General features: G+C 70.2%; 12 protein-coding genes. 6 read left to right on the top strand and 6 right to left on the bottom strand.

What is annotated here, in order from left to right; all coding sequences use genetic code 11:
- Positions 1-5: 5 nt before the first annotated feature.
- The gene (locus tag ACH3VR_RS20620; RefSeq protein ID WP_397558213.1) at positions 6-833 is read right to left on the bottom strand and encodes an alpha/beta hydrolase; all 828 of its coding nucleotides are present in this window, start codon (positions 831-833) and stop codon (positions 6-8) included.
- Positions 834-1,000: 167 nt separating this feature from the next.
- Between ACH3VR_RS20620 and ACH3VR_RS20615 the strand changes: the two genes are divergently transcribed.
- The 3 genes from ACH3VR_RS20615 (at position 1,001) to ACH3VR_RS20605 (ending at position 4,212) form a co-directional block, all read left to right on the top strand.
- Positions 1,001-1,588 (top strand): TetR/AcrR family transcriptional regulator, encoded by a 588-nt coding sequence (locus ACH3VR_RS20615; protein WP_397558212.1) that lies wholly within the window; start codon positions 1,001-1,003, stop codon positions 1,586-1,588.
- A 219-nt stretch (positions 1,589-1,807) separates the two neighbouring features.
- Positions 1,808-2,095 (top strand): HU family DNA-binding protein, encoded by a 288-nt coding sequence (locus ACH3VR_RS20610; RefSeq protein WP_397558211.1) that lies wholly within the window; start codon positions 1,808-1,810, stop codon positions 2,093-2,095.
- A 98-nt stretch (positions 2,096-2,193) separates the two neighbouring features.
- The gene (locus tag ACH3VR_RS20605) at positions 2,194-4,212 is read left to right on the top strand and encodes a cytochrome c oxidase assembly protein (RefSeq protein ID WP_397558210.1); all 2,019 of its coding nucleotides are present in this window, start codon (positions 2,194-2,196) and stop codon (positions 4,210-4,212) included.
- Positions 4,213-4,338: 126 nt separating this feature from the next.
- Here ACH3VR_RS20605 and ACH3VR_RS20600 read toward each other — a convergent pair whose 3' ends face one another.
- Together ACH3VR_RS20600 and ACH3VR_RS20595 are read right to left on the bottom strand one after the other, a co-directional pair.
- Complete coding sequence (locus ACH3VR_RS20600) at positions 4,339-6,099, bottom strand: SulP family inorganic anion transporter (RefSeq protein WP_397558209.1); 1,761 nt, start codon at positions 6,097-6,099, stop codon at positions 4,339-4,341.
- A gap of 225 nt (positions 6,100-6,324) precedes the next feature.
- On the bottom strand, positions 6,325-7,494 hold the full coding sequence (locus ACH3VR_RS20595; RefSeq protein WP_397558208.1) for a hypothetical protein: 1,170 nt from the start codon (positions 7,492-7,494) through the stop codon (positions 6,325-6,327).
- Positions 7,495-7,616: 122 nt separating this feature from the next.
- Between ACH3VR_RS20595 and ACH3VR_RS20590 the strand changes: the two genes are divergently transcribed.
- On the top strand, positions 7,617-9,020 hold the full coding sequence (locus ACH3VR_RS20590; protein WP_397558207.1) for an ATP-dependent DNA helicase: 1,404 nt from the start codon (positions 7,617-7,619) through the stop codon (positions 9,018-9,020).
- Positions 9,021-9,042: 22 nt separating this feature from the next.
- Here ACH3VR_RS20590 and ACH3VR_RS20585 read toward each other — a convergent pair whose 3' ends face one another.
- Positions 9,043-9,696, bottom strand: coding sequence for a biliverdin-producing heme oxygenase (locus ACH3VR_RS20585; protein WP_397558206.1), 654 nt, complete (start codon positions 9,694-9,696; stop codon positions 9,043-9,045).
- A gap of 45 nt (positions 9,697-9,741) precedes the next feature.
- A complete protein-coding gene (locus ACH3VR_RS20580) occupies positions 9,742-10,053 on the bottom strand; it encodes a DUF2470 domain-containing protein (protein WP_397558205.1) in 312 nt (103 codons plus the stop codon).
- 81 nt (positions 10,054-10,134) lie between these two features.
- On the opposite strand from ACH3VR_RS20580, the gene ACH3VR_RS20575 reads away from it, so the two are divergent.
- Together ACH3VR_RS20575 and ACH3VR_RS20570 are read left to right on the top strand one after the other, a co-directional pair.
- On the top strand, positions 10,135-11,406 hold the full coding sequence (locus ACH3VR_RS20575) for a serine hydrolase domain-containing protein (protein WP_397558204.1): 1,272 nt from the start codon (positions 10,135-10,137) through the stop codon (positions 11,404-11,406).
- Positions 11,407-11,440: 34 nt separating this feature from the next.
- Positions 11,441-12,316 (top strand): EamA family transporter, encoded by an 876-nt coding sequence (locus ACH3VR_RS20570; RefSeq protein WP_397558203.1) that lies wholly within the window; start codon positions 11,441-11,443, stop codon positions 12,314-12,316.
- A gap of 75 nt (positions 12,317-12,391) precedes the next feature.
- Here the strand turns inward: ACH3VR_RS20570 and ACH3VR_RS20565 are convergent, their stop codons facing one another.
- The gene (locus tag ACH3VR_RS20565; protein WP_397558202.1) at positions 12,392-14,368 is read right to left on the bottom strand and encodes an OmpL47-type beta-barrel domain-containing protein; all 1,977 of its coding nucleotides are present in this window, start codon (positions 14,366-14,368) and stop codon (positions 12,392-12,394) included.
- Between the last annotated feature and the right edge of the window lie 14 nt (positions 14,369-14,382).

Raw genomic sequence — 14,382 nt, 5'->3', positions numbered from 1 at the left:
GGATGCTACTTCGCGGCGTCGGCGACCGCGTGCGAGGTCGCCCACTCGAGGGCGTAGTCCGCGATCTCCTCCCAGCCGTCCTGGCTGACCAGACGGTGCGTGCGTCCGGCGTACTCCTTGTACTCGACGACGGCAGGGCTGCCGGTCTGCTGATACTTCTTGACGATGGCCTTGCCGATGGCCGGCGGCACGACGTGGTCGATCTCTCCGGTGATGACCAGGAGCGGGGCGCGGTCGGTGCGGCCGTAGTCGACGTGCGTGACGCCGCCCTTCTCGTTGAGCACCGACGTGACGCCCTCGAAGAAGACCCGGTTGTAGCTGTTCACGGCGTACTCCTCCCACAGCTTGTCGGACTCGCTCCGGGGCAGGTCGTTGCCGAAGGTGAAGTGGAAGTGGCGCTTCGAGAGCGGCTTGGCGCCGTTACGTCCGAACGGGTTGGAGAGGATCGGCGTGCCGGTCCACAGCGTCGACAGCGGAAGTGCCGTGACGCCTGCCGTCTGTCCCGGGGCGACGCCGACGTAGGCGACGCCGAGGCCGCGGTCGGCGAGCATCTGCGTGAGGACGCCGCCGAACGAGTGGCCGATGATGATCGGCTTCTCGGGCAGCGCCCGGATGATGCGCTCGTAATTGTCGGCGATCTGCTTCAGGCCGATCCCCTTCAGCGCCTCGGGGTTGTTCCGGATGTCCTCGACCGTGCGGTCGTCGATGCCGGGCCAGCCCGGGACGATCACCTCGTGGCCCTGGGCGCGGAAGCGCTCCGCCCACGTGTCCCAGCTCTTGGGGGTCATCCAGAGGCCGTGGATGAGGACGATCGGGGTCTTGGTGGTGTTCATCTCAATCTCCTTGAAGTGGTGTTGCGGTGGTTGCGGCGGGTGTTGCTTCGGGGTCCGGATCCTTCGTCGTCCGGCTCATGTATCCTGATAGTAGACCGAACGTTCTATCTACGCAAGACTATTCCCATCATTTCCGAAATGGCACGATGGATGCCGAGGGGGACCCCATGACCACCACGACGGATGCCTCGACCTCCCGGCCCGCGAGTGCGCGGCAGCGCCTGCTCGACGCCGCGACCGATCTCTTCTACGGGGAGGGCATCCACTCCGTCGGGGTCGATCGCATCATCGAAGCCGCCGGCGTCACACGCGCGACGATGTACAAGCAGTTCGCGGGCAAGGAAGGGCTCGTCCTGGAGTACCTGCGCGGTGAGGACGGTCAGCTGCGCGGCCTGTTCGCGCAGGCGTCGACCGCCTCCGACGATCCCGCGGTGCTGCTCGACCTCGTGATCGATGGCATCGCCGTCGACATCCGCGATCGGCACACGCGCGGGTGCCCCTTCATCAACGCCGCCGCCGAGTATCCCGACGAGGGGCCCGTCCGCGAGCTCATCGCCGATCACCGCGAGTGGTTCCGCGCGACGCTCGAGCACCTCGCCGAAGGCGCCGGGCTGACCGAGCCGGCCGAGGTCGCGGCATCCCTCGTGCTGCTGCGCGATGCCGCGCTCGTGGGCGGGTATCTCGACGGTCAGGACCGCGTGGCACCGGCCTTCGCGCGCACGGCGCGCGGCGTGATCGCCGCGCCCCGCGCCTGACTCACGGCGTCATACGCACCGATCTGAGTGTCACATCTGTCACATCCGTCACACCAGCCCCTCGACACGCCGGTCAGAACTCCGAAAATCCGCGGAAATCCGCGGAAGACGGGTGTTCTCGGCTAGGTTCGAGGCGGTCGATCCGACCAGCCGGGCGGCGGAAGCCTCCTGGTCCGAGCAATGTAAGACGGCAGTTCCGCCGTCTTGGAGGACAACCACATGGCCGACAAGTCCATCACCAAGACCGAACTCGTTGCGAGCATCGCGAGCGCGACGGGCCAGAGCCAGTCCGCCGTGTCGGGCGTGCTCGACTCCCTCTTCTCCACCGTCTCGGAGGCGGTCGCCAAGGGCAGCAAGGTCTCGATCCCGGGCTGGATCTCGTTCGAGCAGGTCGAGACGTCGGCGCGCACGGGCCGCAACCCGCAGACGGGCGAGGAGATCCAGATCCCTGCCGGCAAGCGCGTCAAGGTCACGGCGGGCTCGAAGCTGAAGGCCGCCGTCAAGTAATCAGGACTTCACAGGAGGAGGGATGCCGCAGGTTGCGGCATCCCTCCTCTTCTTGCTGTCCGGGCAGCCGCTCAGCCTGCCCAACGTAGGCTTGGGGAGTGAACTCCCGCGCTCTGCGGGCCGCTGGGCCCGTGATCCTCGTCGCGGCCGCGCTCGTCGCGCTCGTCTGGGGACTCGCGTTCGGCGGGGGCGCCGCGCCGCTCGTGCTCGGCGATCCCGGGCCTTTCGTGCGCTGGGGTCTGCCTGCCGCGACCCTCTTCGTGAACCTGTCGGCGGCCGGCATGGTCGGAGCGCTCGTCACGGCGCTGTTCGCGCTCAAGGCGGGGGAGCGCGAATTCGACACGGCGCTGGATGTGGCATCCATCTCCGCCGCGATCTTCACGATGGCCGCCGGCGTGACCGGTTTCCTCACGTTCCTCGACGCGTTCAACCCCGAGGTCAGCGCCGCACCGGAGTTCGGAGCGCAGCTCGGCCGCTTCCTCGTCGACACCGAGTCGGGGCGCACGTGGCTCATCACGACGATCGCCGGCGCCGCGCTCACGGTGCTCGCCTTCGCCGTGCGCGGGTGGACGGCGACCTTCTTCGTGGCCCTCCTCGCGGTCGCGGCCGTCGTGCCGATGGCGACGCAGGGTCACTCCGGCGAGGAGGCCAATCACAACGCCGCCGTCATGGCGCTCGTGCTGCACATCATCGCGGCCGCGGCGTGGCTCGGCGGTCTCGTGCTGCTCGTCGTGATCCGGCCCCTGGTCGGAAGTGCGGGCATCGCGACGGCGATGTCGCGCTACTCGAGCATCGCGCTCGCGGCCTTCGTGGTCGTCGCCGTGTCGGGAACGGCGCGGGCGGCCATCGGCGTCGGCACGTGGTCGAACCTCGCGAGCCCGTACGGCGTCATCCTGCTCGTCAAGGTCGCAGCCCTCATCGCGATCGGGCTGCTGGGCGCGTGGTATCGCCGCCGCGCCATCGTCCGCATGGGAGAGGTTGAAGCGGGGCCTGCACTGAGCGAGGCGCCCCAGCGCCGAGTCGAAGTGTCGAAGCGGTTCTGGTCGCTCATCGCCCTCGAGCTGGCCTTCATGGGGGTCGCGAGCGGCGCGGCGGCGGCACTCGCGCGCACGCCTCCGCCCACCAACTCGGGCCTTCCCGAGGTGCGCACGCCTTCCGAGATCCTCACCGGCGCGCCGCTGCCGCCTGAGCTCACGATCGAACGCTGGTTCACGTCGTGGGACATCGATCTGCTTTGGGCGTTCGCGGCGGGCTTCGGTGTGTTCTTCTACCTCGCCGGCGTGTGGCGCCTGACGCGTCGCGGCGACCGGTGGCCCATCCACCGCACGATCCTGTGGGTGGCCGGTCTCGCACTGCTCTTCTGGGTGACGTGCGGACCCGTCAACGCCTACCAGGATTACCTGTTCAGCGTGCACATGGTCGGGCACATGCTGCTGTCGATGGCGATTCCGCTGCTGCTCGTCGCGGGAGCGCCCGTCACACTCGCGGCTCGCGCGATCCGCAAGCGCGAGGACGGCACGCGCGGCGGACGCGAGTGGATCCTGTGGGCCGTGCATTCGCCCGTCGCCCGCGTCGTTACGCACCCGTTCGTCGCGGCGGGCCTGTTCATCGGGTCGCTGTGGCTCTTCTACTTCACCGATCTGTTCCGCTGGTCGCTCTACGACCACCTCGGCCACGAGTGGATGGTCGCCCACTTCCTCATCACGGGCTACCTGTTCGCCCTGTCGCTCATCGGCGTCGACCCCGTGCCCTACCGCCTGCCGTACCCGGGCCGGCTCGTGCTGCTCATCGGCATCATGGCGATGCATGCCTTCTTCGGCATCGTCCTCATGATGCAGACGGGCCTCATGGTCTCGGAGTGGTTCGGCGCGATGGGCCGCACGTGGGGTGCGACACCCCTGCAGGATCAGTACGTCGGCGGCGGCGTCGCCTGGTCGATCGGGGAGATCCCGACGCTCATCCTCGCGATCACGGTCGCGATCCAGTGGAGCCGGTCCGACGACCGGCAGCAGCGTCGGCGCGACCGGGCCGCCGACCGCTCGGGTGACGCCGAGCTCGAGGCGTACAACGCCCACCTCGCGGAGCTCGCCGAGCGCGACGCCCGTGCCGGCCGCTGACGGCGGCTGACCCGCGACATCCCATCCGCTCGTCCCGCGTCGGAGGATCGCGCCGAAGTCGGATCAATGCGGCGGATTCCTCCGACGTCGGGCGAATCCTCCGACCGGGGCTGAGGTGCGGGTGCGTCAGGCGGGCCGGTCGGGCACGTCCGGCTTCGCGTCGCCGTCGTCGTCCCACTTCGTGCCGTCGAGGTCGCCGCGCAGCTCGCCCGTGAGCTCGTCGACGGCAGCGCCGACCGTCGGCGCGAAGCGGTCGGGGGTGAAGCGGCTCGACATCCCGTACTCCCGCAACGTGTCCCTCACCGGGTCCTTCATCTCGGCGATGACGAGCCGGATGCCGTGCGCCGTGAGGTACTCGTCGAGCTCGACGAGCTCGTCGATCGCTGTCGTGTCGATGTCGGTGATCGGCTCGGCCGCGAGGATGACGGTTTGCACGCCGGGCCCGGCATCCCGCACCTGCGCGCGCACCCAGTCGTCGAACACGGCACCGTTCGCGAAGAAGAGCGGCGCGTCCCAGCGCACGATGACGAGACCGGGGATCCGCTCGCCCTCGGCGGGGTAGCGGGACAGGTCGTGGTAGCCGCGGAGGCCCTTGACCCGCCCGAGCTCCGCCTTGTAGGGGCGCCATGACCGGTTCACGAAGGCGAGGAGCGACAGGATGATCGTCACGACGATGCCTTCGAGCACGCCGAAGACGAGCACCCCGAGGAAGGCCGCGAGCGACAAGGAAGCGTCGACCTTGTCCATGCGCCAGAGCGCCCGGAACCCGCGCACATCGATGAGGCTCGTCGCGGCGCCCATCACGACGGCGGCGAGCGTCGCGGACGGCAGGAATTCGGTCAGCCCCGGCACGAGCAGGATGAACGCGATGATGAGCGCGGCGCCGACGACGCCGGTGAGCTGGGACCGCGCGCCCGCCTGCTCGGCCACGGGCGTCCGCGACGAGGAGGCCGAGACCGGGAACCCGCCGAGCACGCCGCCGGCGATGTTGGCGAGTCCGATTCCCGCCATCTCCTGGCTGCCGCTCACCGACTCGCCGCGGCGCGCCGCGAAGGTGCGCGACAGCACGGCGCTGTCGGTGAACGCGACGAGCGCGATGCCGGCCGCCGGGCCCGCGAGAGCGCCCACATCGCTCCACTGCAGTCCCTCCAGCGCGGGGGCGGGAAGACCCTGCGGCAGTGCGCCGACGACGGGCAGCTGGTCGGCGAGACCGAAGGCCGCCGTCACGATCATCGACAGCACGACGACGACGAGCACACCGGGGACGGGCGACTTGATCCACTTCAGCACGAAGATGATGACGAGCGACAGGATGCCGAACGCCGCCGCGAGCGGGAGCACCTCGCCCGCCCCGATCGCCTGGACGATCGCGACGACTTCGGGCCATATGCCCGAGGCGTCGGTCGAGAAGCCGAGCAGCTTCGGGATCTGCGAGACGATCACCAGCAGCGCGATCGCGTTGAGATAGCCGACGCGGATCGGCTTGGAGAGCAGGTCGGTCACGAAGCCGAGCCGGAGGATGCCGCCCAGGAGCAGCAATCCGCCGACCATGATCGCGAGGAGTCCCGCGAGGGCGACGGCGCGCTGCCCGTCGCCGAGGGCGAGGGGAAGGATCGCGGCGGCGATGATCGGCGCCAGCGACGAGTCGGGGCCGAGGACGAGGATGCGCGAGGGCCCGAAGATCGCGTACGCGACGAGCGGGACGATCGTCGCGTAGAGGCCCGTCTCGGGCGGGAGGCCGGCGACCTCGGCGTAGCCCATGCCGGCCGGGATGAGGAGGGCCGTCACGACGATGCCGGCACGCACGTCGGGCCAGAGCCAGGACGCCTTGTACTCGCGCGCGACCGCGAGTCCCGGAATCCATCGGGTCGATCGCCTCGTCGCCATGGATCGATCATCCTCGCCGCGCCGCACGTGCGGCCTGCGGCTCACCCGCCTCGGATGGCCCCCGATCCGGCGTGTCGGTGGGCGCATAGCGTCGCTTCGTCGCCGGCACGCGGCGATTCGCGCCCACCGAGCGGCGGGTGCGAGCCGGTGGGCGCTTCACTGGGCGAATCGCGTCGCTTCGCGGCTGCCAAGCGGCGATTCGCGCCCACTGGCGCCGGGGCAGGGTCAGAGGGTGTCGGTGCCCACGACCACGATGGAGGCGGAGCCGTCGGGCTGGACGGTGATCTTGCCGGTGAGGAGGAAGGGGACGTCTTCGCTGACGTGGCGCACCGTGCCGTCGAACAGCGAGCGGATGTCGACCTCGATGTGCGCCGTGGCCTCAGCCTGCGGGATCGCCCAGTTCGCGCCGTCGGGGGCGACCGAGACGGCCGGCTGCTGCACGATCGACCACTTGGGCGCCGAGACGATGCGGTCCTCGACCGTATACCCGAAGGGGCATGCGGTCGGGAGGAGCACGTCCTGCGTCGCGCACGCCGAGAGGAAGGCTTCGACCTTCTCCTGGACGACCGCCTTGAACTGCGCGGTCGGCTCGGCCTGCACGTCGACCTTCGTGGAGTGCAGCGGACTGTCGGAGAGCACCGCGATCCCTGGCGTGGAGGACAGGGCCGTGTCCACCGAGACGGAGTAGACCCCGGGGGAGAAGACGAGGAGGGGGACGGAGGCGCCGGGATCGGCGTCCACGCCGTCGACCGAGACCTGCCGCTTGTCGATCGAGAAGCCGTTGACCTCGAACTCCATCGATCCCCGCACCGTGAGGTCGACGACGGCGAGCGGGCTCTTCGCGAACCGCCAGGTCGGCGCCACGCCGATCGTCCCGTCGCGCTCGACCTCGAACGTCGTCTGGCCGGGATACCTTCCGGCCCGATATTCGACCACGACGTCGGTGTGGGTGCCGTGGGGCGTCTCCGAGACGATGTGCACGTCGGCGAGCGTAGCGAGGGCCGCGCTGCGCAGGAGGGCATCGGATGCCGTCGCCGGCAGACCGGCGGCTTCGAGCTCGGCGGAATCGACGGAGACGCCGGCGACGCCGAGCGCGTCGGCCGCATGCCCCTCGGCGAGCAGGTCGAGGTAGCGCTCGACGAAGGCGCTCGGACTGTAGAACTCGCGATAGAGGCTGGCGGCGCCGGCGGCGACCGCTGCGACGAGCACGACGCCCACGACGCCGAGGAGCGCGAGGTCGACGCCGAGACGCGCGCGCCGGCGCGGGGCGGACTTCTTCGGCGGGGCCTCCGCCCCTGTCCCATGGTCCTGGGGAGGAGACGGCGGCGGGGTCGCCGAGTCGTCCGAGGGCGCAGTCGCATCCTCGGGGCTCGTGCCGATGACCTCCCGGTCCACGCGACAATTCTAGGAAGCAGCGCCTGGCTGATACCTGGGCGCGGCGGTTCGTGTCGGCGTCCGATCGCGCTCGCCGGTGCGCACAGCGCCGCAAGCGACGGTGTGCTCGTTACCATGAATCGGTGATCGCCCCGCCTCTGTCCCGCGAGCAGGAGGCGCTGTTCCGGCTCATCGAGGACACGCGGGAGCACGTCTTCGTGACCGGTCGCGCGGGCACCGGGAAGTCGACCCTCCTGCAGCACCTCGCGTGGAACACGTCGAAGCAGATCGCCGTGTGCGCTCCGACGGGAGTGGCGGCGCTCAACGTCGAGGGGCAGACGATCCACTCGCTGTTCAAGCTGCCGCTCGGCATCCTGGGCGCCCACGACGAGGATCAGTCCGACGCGACCCGCAAGCTCCTCAACGCGATCGACACGCTCGTCATCGACGAGATCTCGATGGTCAACGCCGACCTGATGGACGCGATGGACCGGGCGCTGCGCAAGGCCCGCGGGCGTCGAGGCGACCCGTTCGGCGGCGTGCAGATCGTCATGTTCGGCGACCCGTACCAGCTCGCCCCCGTACCGCCGCGCGGAGACGAGCTGCGGTACGTGCGGGACCATTACCGGTCGTTCTGGTTCTTCGACGCGCACGTGTGGACGGGTGCCTCGACAGGCTCGGCAACCGGGAAAGCTCTGCCCGACGGGCCGTCGCTGGACGGCTTCGCGGAGCTCGGGCCCTTCGGCGCCGAGCTCAACATCCGTGAGCTCGTCGACATCCACCGCCAGACCGATCCCGGGTTCAAAGCCATGCTCAACGCCGTGCGCCACGGCGTCGTGACCGCCGACATCGCGCAGGTGCTCAACGACACCGGTGCGCGAAGGCCGCCCGCACCGGCCGAGGGCGAGACGCCCATCATCACGCTCGCGACGCGCAACGACATCGTCAACAACATCAACCGTCGCCACCTCGAGGCGCTCCCCGGCCGCCAGCAGACGGCCAACGCCGAGATCAACGGCGACTTCGGACGAGGGGATGCCGCGTACCCGGCCGACGTCGAGCTGCAGCTGAAGGTGGGCGCACAGGTGATGTTCCTGCGCAACGACGTCGCGTCCTACGGCGATGCGCCACGCTGGGTCAACGGCACGATCGGCACCGTCGTGCGGATCGCCGGCGAGACGGTGCGGGTCGAGGTCGAGGGGGAGGAGTTCGACGTCGAGCCGGCGGTGTGGGAGAGGTTCCGGTACTCCTACGACCCCGCGTCGAAGTCGCTGTCACGCGACGTCGTCGCCGAGTTCACGCAGTTCCCGCTGCGCCTGGCCTGGGCTGTCACGATCCACAAGTCGCAGGGCAAGACCTACGACCGGGCGATCATCGATCTCGGGTCGGGGGCGTTCGCGCCGGGCCAGACCTACGTCGCGCTTTCGCGCCTCACGTCGCTCGACGGCCTCTATCTGTCCCGGCCGCTGCGCCCCCGCGACATCCAGGTCGACCCGGATGTGCGGAGGTTCATGGCAGGCGCCGTGCGCGGGCCCGCGGCATCCTGACCCCTCGTCAGCGCGGGGGCGCTCAGGCGACCTGCGCGGACTTCGCGGCGGCGAGGTCTTCGAAGAGCTCGGTGTTGAAGCGGTAGGCGAGCAGCACCTCGTCGATGACGCGGGCCTGCTCGTCGGCATCCCACGGGGCGGCGTCGAGCTGGTCGCGGTAGACGTCCTTGAAGGCCTTCGGATCGGCGATCTCGTCGAAGAGGTAGAAGCCGATGCCGTTGGTCTCGAACCCGAACCGGCGGGCCATGAGGCGCCCGATGAACTGGCCGCCGGACAGGTCGCCGAGATAGCGCGTGTAGTGGTGCGCGACGAAGCCGCCGGGCCACGTCGCCGCGACGCGGTTGATGCGGTCGACGTAGCGACGCGTCGTGGGCAGGGGAGCGACGCGCTCGCGCCAGTCGGGCCCGATCAGGAACTCCAGGTCGGCCTCGAGCGCGGGCAGGCGCGTCAGCTTGTCGCTGATGAAGACGGCCGCGACGGGATCGTGGCGCATGCGCTCGGTCGCCGACTCGAGGGCGTCGTAGATGAACCAGTGCTGCGCGACGAGTGCGACGTAGTCGTCGCGGGTTCCCTCGCCCTTGATGAGGTCGGCCATGAAGCCGGCGTGCTCGCTCGTCGAATGGGCGGAGCTGGAGCGCTCGCGCAGTGCGGTGGAGAACGTGATCGGCTCGGCCATACCTTCATACTAGCTCAAGGTAAGGACGTCCTAACTTGCAGTTGGCTATGCGTGCGGCCGAGGTTCGACGCCCAATCGCCGGCAGGCCTCGTCGTACACGGCGACGACTTCGCGTCGCACCTGCGGCCGCTCGTCGATCGGGCCGCCGGGCCACGGCACGCGCACGACGATGGTCCCGCCGTCGGCGGTCTCGGCCGCCCAATCGCCGCCGTCGCCGTCGAAGCCCGTCATCGTCGCCGCCACGAGGTCGGCTTCGGGAGCGAACGCGCGCGCGATCAGCAGATTGTCGCCGGTGTGGTCGCCGTTCATGTGGCGGAGCACTCCGGCCAGGGCGTCATCGTCGAATCGGAAAGTCATGATGTCAAGGGTAGGGACGCAAGACCGGGAAACCCGTCCGCGTGTGTTTGAATCGGATGACGATCATCGGGGGGTGAGAGTTTGAGGCACCCACGCCATACCCGCCGCACCGCCGGCGCCCTGGCGGGTGCCGTCGCGCTCGCCGTCGCCCTCGCCGCCTGCACCGTGCCGGCGCCCGCGCCGATCGACCTGCCTGCTCAGACGCAGGGCGATCTTCCCGACGACACGGTCAAGCAGCTTCAGGATGCCGCGACCCACGCCATGGCGGCCGCCGGCGCCTCCGGTGCGGTGGTCGGCGTCTGGGCGCCGTGGAGCGGCTCCTGGGTGACGGGCCTCGGCACCGAGACGCCCGGGGGCAAGGACTCCGTCTCGGCCGACCTGCGGTTCAAGGTCGGTCAGATCACGCGCGCCATGACGTGCGACGTGCTCTACGCGCTCGCCGACAAGGGCACGGTCTCGCTCGACGACCCGATCACCGACTACGTCTCGGGCGTCGCCGACCTCACCAGCATCACGCTCGGCGAGCTGTGCGCCAGCACGTCCGGCATCGGCTCGTACTCCGGCCAGCTGCTCTCGTCGTGGCTCTCGAACCCGATGCGCACCTGGAACCCGCGCGAGCTCGCGAGCTTCGGGCTCGGCGAGGCGCGCACGATCGAGCCGGGAACCTCGTACGTCGACTCGGACGCCGGATACCTCCTGCTCGGCCTCGCACTCGAGCGCGCCAGCGGCAAGACGGCCTCGCAGCTGCTCGACCAGTACATCGACCAGCCGCTCGGGCTCAGGGCGACGCAGCTTCCGTCACCCGGGTCGGAGCCGTCCAAATCCGAGATGCTCCAGGGGTACCTGTCGCAGCGCGACGCTGCGGGCACGATGAACTGCGCCACGCCGCTCGACGTGACGGCGGTGTCGACTACGACGGGATACACCGACTCCGGAGTGGTGTCCGACATCGGCGACCTCGGCCGCTACGCGCAGGCGCTCGCGACGGGCGCGCTGCCCGGCCAGACCGACCGGTTCTCGGCCCCGCTCCCTGTCTACGCCGGTGCGCCGTCGTGGTACACCACGGCCGGCGGAGCCATCCAGGCCGGTTCGCTCATCGGTCAGAGCGGTGGCGTGCCCGGGTACGCGACGGCGGCATTCGCAGACCCGACGACGGGCCTGACCGTCGCCGTCGTGCTGAACAACTCCGGTGCCGGCGCGGGCCTCGCGGTCTATCTCGCGTGGGAGCTCGCGGCACTCGCGTCGAAGGCCGCCGCGGCCTCGGGCGAGACGATGCCCGAAGCGGGCCTGCCGTGGACGGCCCAGCAGTACCACGACGCGATCACGGCCGCCGCGATCTGCCCCCTCCCGTGACCGCGTCGGCTCCCGATCCGTCACCGAGCCGCTCGTGACGCCGCGCCGCGGGCAGACGTCGGCGATCGCGCTCGTCGTCACGGGGCTCGCCTGCCAGGAGGTGGGCGCGTCGCTCGCCGTGCTGCTGTTCCCGCAGGTGGGACCGCTCGGCATGGTCATGCTGCGCCTGGCATTCTCGGCGATCGTGCTGCTGCTCATCGCGCGGCCGTCGGTGCGCGGACATTCGCGCGCCGGGTGGACGGCGGTCGTCGCGTTCGGCCTGGTGCTCGCGGTCATGAACGGGCTGTTCTATCTCGCGCTGCAGCGCCTCCCGCTCGGCGTCACGGTGACGATCGAGGTGCTCGGCCCACTCGTCCTGTCGATCGTCGCGGCGCGTCGCGCGTCGGCCTGGGTGTGGGCGGCCGTCGCCTTCGCGGGCGTGCTCGCGCTCGGCGGGGGAGGCTGGGACCGCCTCGATCCGCTCGGCGTGCTGTTCGCGCTCGGCGCCGCCGCGAGCTGGGCGTTCTACATCCTCGCATCCGCGCGCGTGGGCCGCGAGTTCCCGAGGCTGGACGGGCTCGCGCTCGCCATGACGGTGGGCGCGCTCGTGTCGCTGCCGTTCGGCATCGCGTCGGCGGGGTCCGCGCTGCTGCGCCCCGAGATCCTCGCGCTCGGTGCCGCGGTCGCGGTGCTCTCCTCGACGATCCCGTACGCGTTCGAGCTCATCGCGCTGCGCCGGCTCGCGGCATCCGCCTTCGCGATCCTCATGAGCCTCGCCCCCGCGACCGCGGCGCTCGCCGGATGGCTCCTCCTCGGCCAGACGCTGGCGTGGCTGGAGATCCTCGGCATCGGCCTCGTGATCGTCGCGAGCATCGGCGCGGTGCGCTCGTCGCAGCGTGCGGCGCGGGAAGCCGCCGAGCCGATCGGCTGAGAACGACGACGCGCCCGCAGTCGTGTGGACCGCGGGCGCGTCGCGCTTCACCGGGGAGGGGCCCCGACGGATCGGCTATCCGCAGGAGGCGGCCGCGAACGACGCGCTCCCTGAATGAGTGCGTCTGTCCTCGGAGGCGGTCACCTGCGCGGAGCCGGCGGGCGTGGTGACGACGCGCGTGGTGAACGTGCTCGACACGGCCGCGCCACTCTTGATGGTCACCGACTTCTCGCCGTACGGCGTCTTGATGACGGCATCCACGGGGATCGCCTCCTTGTTCTCCACCTTCACCACCAGCGCCACCTTGCCGGCCACGCAGCGCGTCGCCGCGGACGACGCGAGGTCGAGCTCCTTCGGAGCGGCGGCGGGCAGTTGGACAGTGACGTACTTCTCCACGTTGCCCGCGGCATCCTGGGTCTGCACGTGCACGTATCGGGGCTCCTTCGTGAGCTGGACCGAGAGGGGCTCCTCGTACGTCGCGAACATGTTGTTGGTCTCGCCCGTGGGTGATGGGTCGGGCCCGTCGGACCAGACGGTGCGGGTGACGCCGGAGCCGGGCTCCGGGTCGCTCGGAGTCAGGGTGACGGTCGCGGACGAGCCGTCCACCACGACGTAGTCGATGACGGTGATCGGCACGAGCGTGTCGACCTTGATCGTCTCCGAGCTCTCGCCGACGGCTTGATCCTGGCTCGTCGCACGTGCCTTCAGCGTGACCTCGCCCTGCTTCGACACCGTGAACGGCGCGGTGTACGGCTCCCAGGTCTGGCCGTCGAAGCTGTACTCGATCGATGCGACGGGGCTTGCCGTCCCCTCCGCCGTGATCGTGGCAGTGGGCGCGGTGGTGTACCAGCCAGACCCGAGCGGGGCGGAGTCGAACTCGATCGACACGATCGGCTCGGCCTGGTCGGTCGGCTGGACGACGAACACGGTGGCGAGAGCACCCGGAGCGTATCCGCTCACGGACCCCTCGACGTCGAAGATCGCGTCGGCCTGTGCGTACGACGACGGCTCGATCGCGTCCCACTGCACCGGCACGGCGCTGCTCGACGTGCCGTCGTCGTAATTCGCGCGAACGGTGTCGGGAAGCACGGGCTTCACACCCGGGGTCGTGATCGTCGCCGAGTAGTCCACGCTCGCGATCGTGTCGGACAGGGCGTCGGAGACGAACACGTTCGCAGTCACCGACTGCCCGTCGTAGCCTGCGGGAGCGCCGAGCACCTGGAAAGTGCCCTTGGTCGCATAGGAGGATGCCGCGACTCCGGCCCACTGCACGTCGACGTAGCGCAGGGGACCGTTCTCGCCGACCACCCACACCTTCTTCGGCAGCACCGGCGCCGTGCCCGTCTTGGTGCGCACGGCGACATGCTCGGAATCGATGAACGCGTCCGGATCCTCCGGCTCGGGGTCGACGACCGGCGCGTTGACGCCCCAGACCTGCCACTCGATGACGCTCGTGGCCTTGCGCTGGTTGCTGAAGACCTGGCGGTCGAGGGTGAGGCGCACGGCCGTCGTCGTGACGGCGTCGAACTTGGCCTCGACGGCCGGCAGCGACGCGATCGGCGCGGCGGTGTCGAGCACCGGCACCGGGTAGGTGAGGCCCGCACCCGTCACCGGGGTCCAGTCGCCGGCGGCGTTGCGGTACTCGACCTTCCACGCCGACGGGATCATGACGCCCGAGTCGCCGCCCGGGGTGAGGTGGTTCTGCCACAGGTAGAGCTTCGATGAGCTCACGGTGACGGGCCGCTCCCACGTATAGGTGGCGGTGTCCTGCGTGGGGTTGTTGGGCGCGCCCCACGTCCCCCACATCGCGGAGAGCGTGTTGGTCGGGCCCACGACGCCGTTGTTGAGCGCCGCGGCCGAGTTCCAGCTGGGGACGTAGTTCACCTCGACGGTGGGGGCGTTGTCGCCGGATGCCAGCGCGACGTTGATCGGCTCGTCCGCCGCCGTGGCGGGAGCGACCGCCGCCGCCCCCGCGCCCGCGAGCACGAGCATCATCGCGACGGCCGCCGCGATCCTCTTCACTCCGGCTCTGCCGGATCGAAGGTCAGACATGGATTTCCTTCCGG

Origin of the sequence: Microbacterium alkaliflavum (assembly GCF_044325405.1) — a bacterium.
In the GTDB taxonomy this organism is placed as follows: Bacteria; Actinomycetota; Actinomycetes; order Actinomycetales; family Microbacteriaceae; genus Microbacterium; species Microbacterium alkaliflavum.
This window is presented reverse-complemented; position numbering and strand designations above follow the sequence as displayed.

Excerpts from the sequence above, each read along its gene's own strand:
- ACH3VR_RS20620 (WP_397558213.1), bottom strand. The coding sequence starts at position 833 with ATGAACACCACCAAGACCCCGATCGTCCTCATCCACGGCCTCTGGATG.
- ACH3VR_RS20615 (WP_397558212.1), top strand. The coding sequence starts at position 1,001 with ATGACCACCACGACGGATGCCTCGACCTCCCGGCCCGCGAGTGCGCGG.
- ACH3VR_RS20610 (WP_397558211.1), top strand. The coding sequence starts at position 1,808 with ATGGCCGACAAGTCCATCACCAAGACCGAACTCGTTGCGAGCATCGCG.
- ACH3VR_RS20600 (WP_397558209.1), bottom strand. The coding sequence starts at position 6,099 with ATGGCGACGAGGCGATCGACCCGATGGATTCCGGGACTCGCGGTCGCG.
- ACH3VR_RS20585 (WP_397558206.1), bottom strand. The coding sequence starts at position 9,696 with ATGGCCGAGCCGATCACGTTCTCCACCGCACTGCGCGAGCGCTCCAGC.
- ACH3VR_RS20580 (WP_397558205.1), bottom strand. The coding sequence starts at position 10,053 with ATGACTTTCCGATTCGACGATGACGCCCTGGCCGGAGTGCTCCGCCAC.
- ACH3VR_RS20565 (WP_397558202.1), bottom strand. The coding sequence starts at position 14,368 with ATGTCTGACCTTCGATCCGGCAGAGCCGGAGTGAAGAGGATCGCGGCG.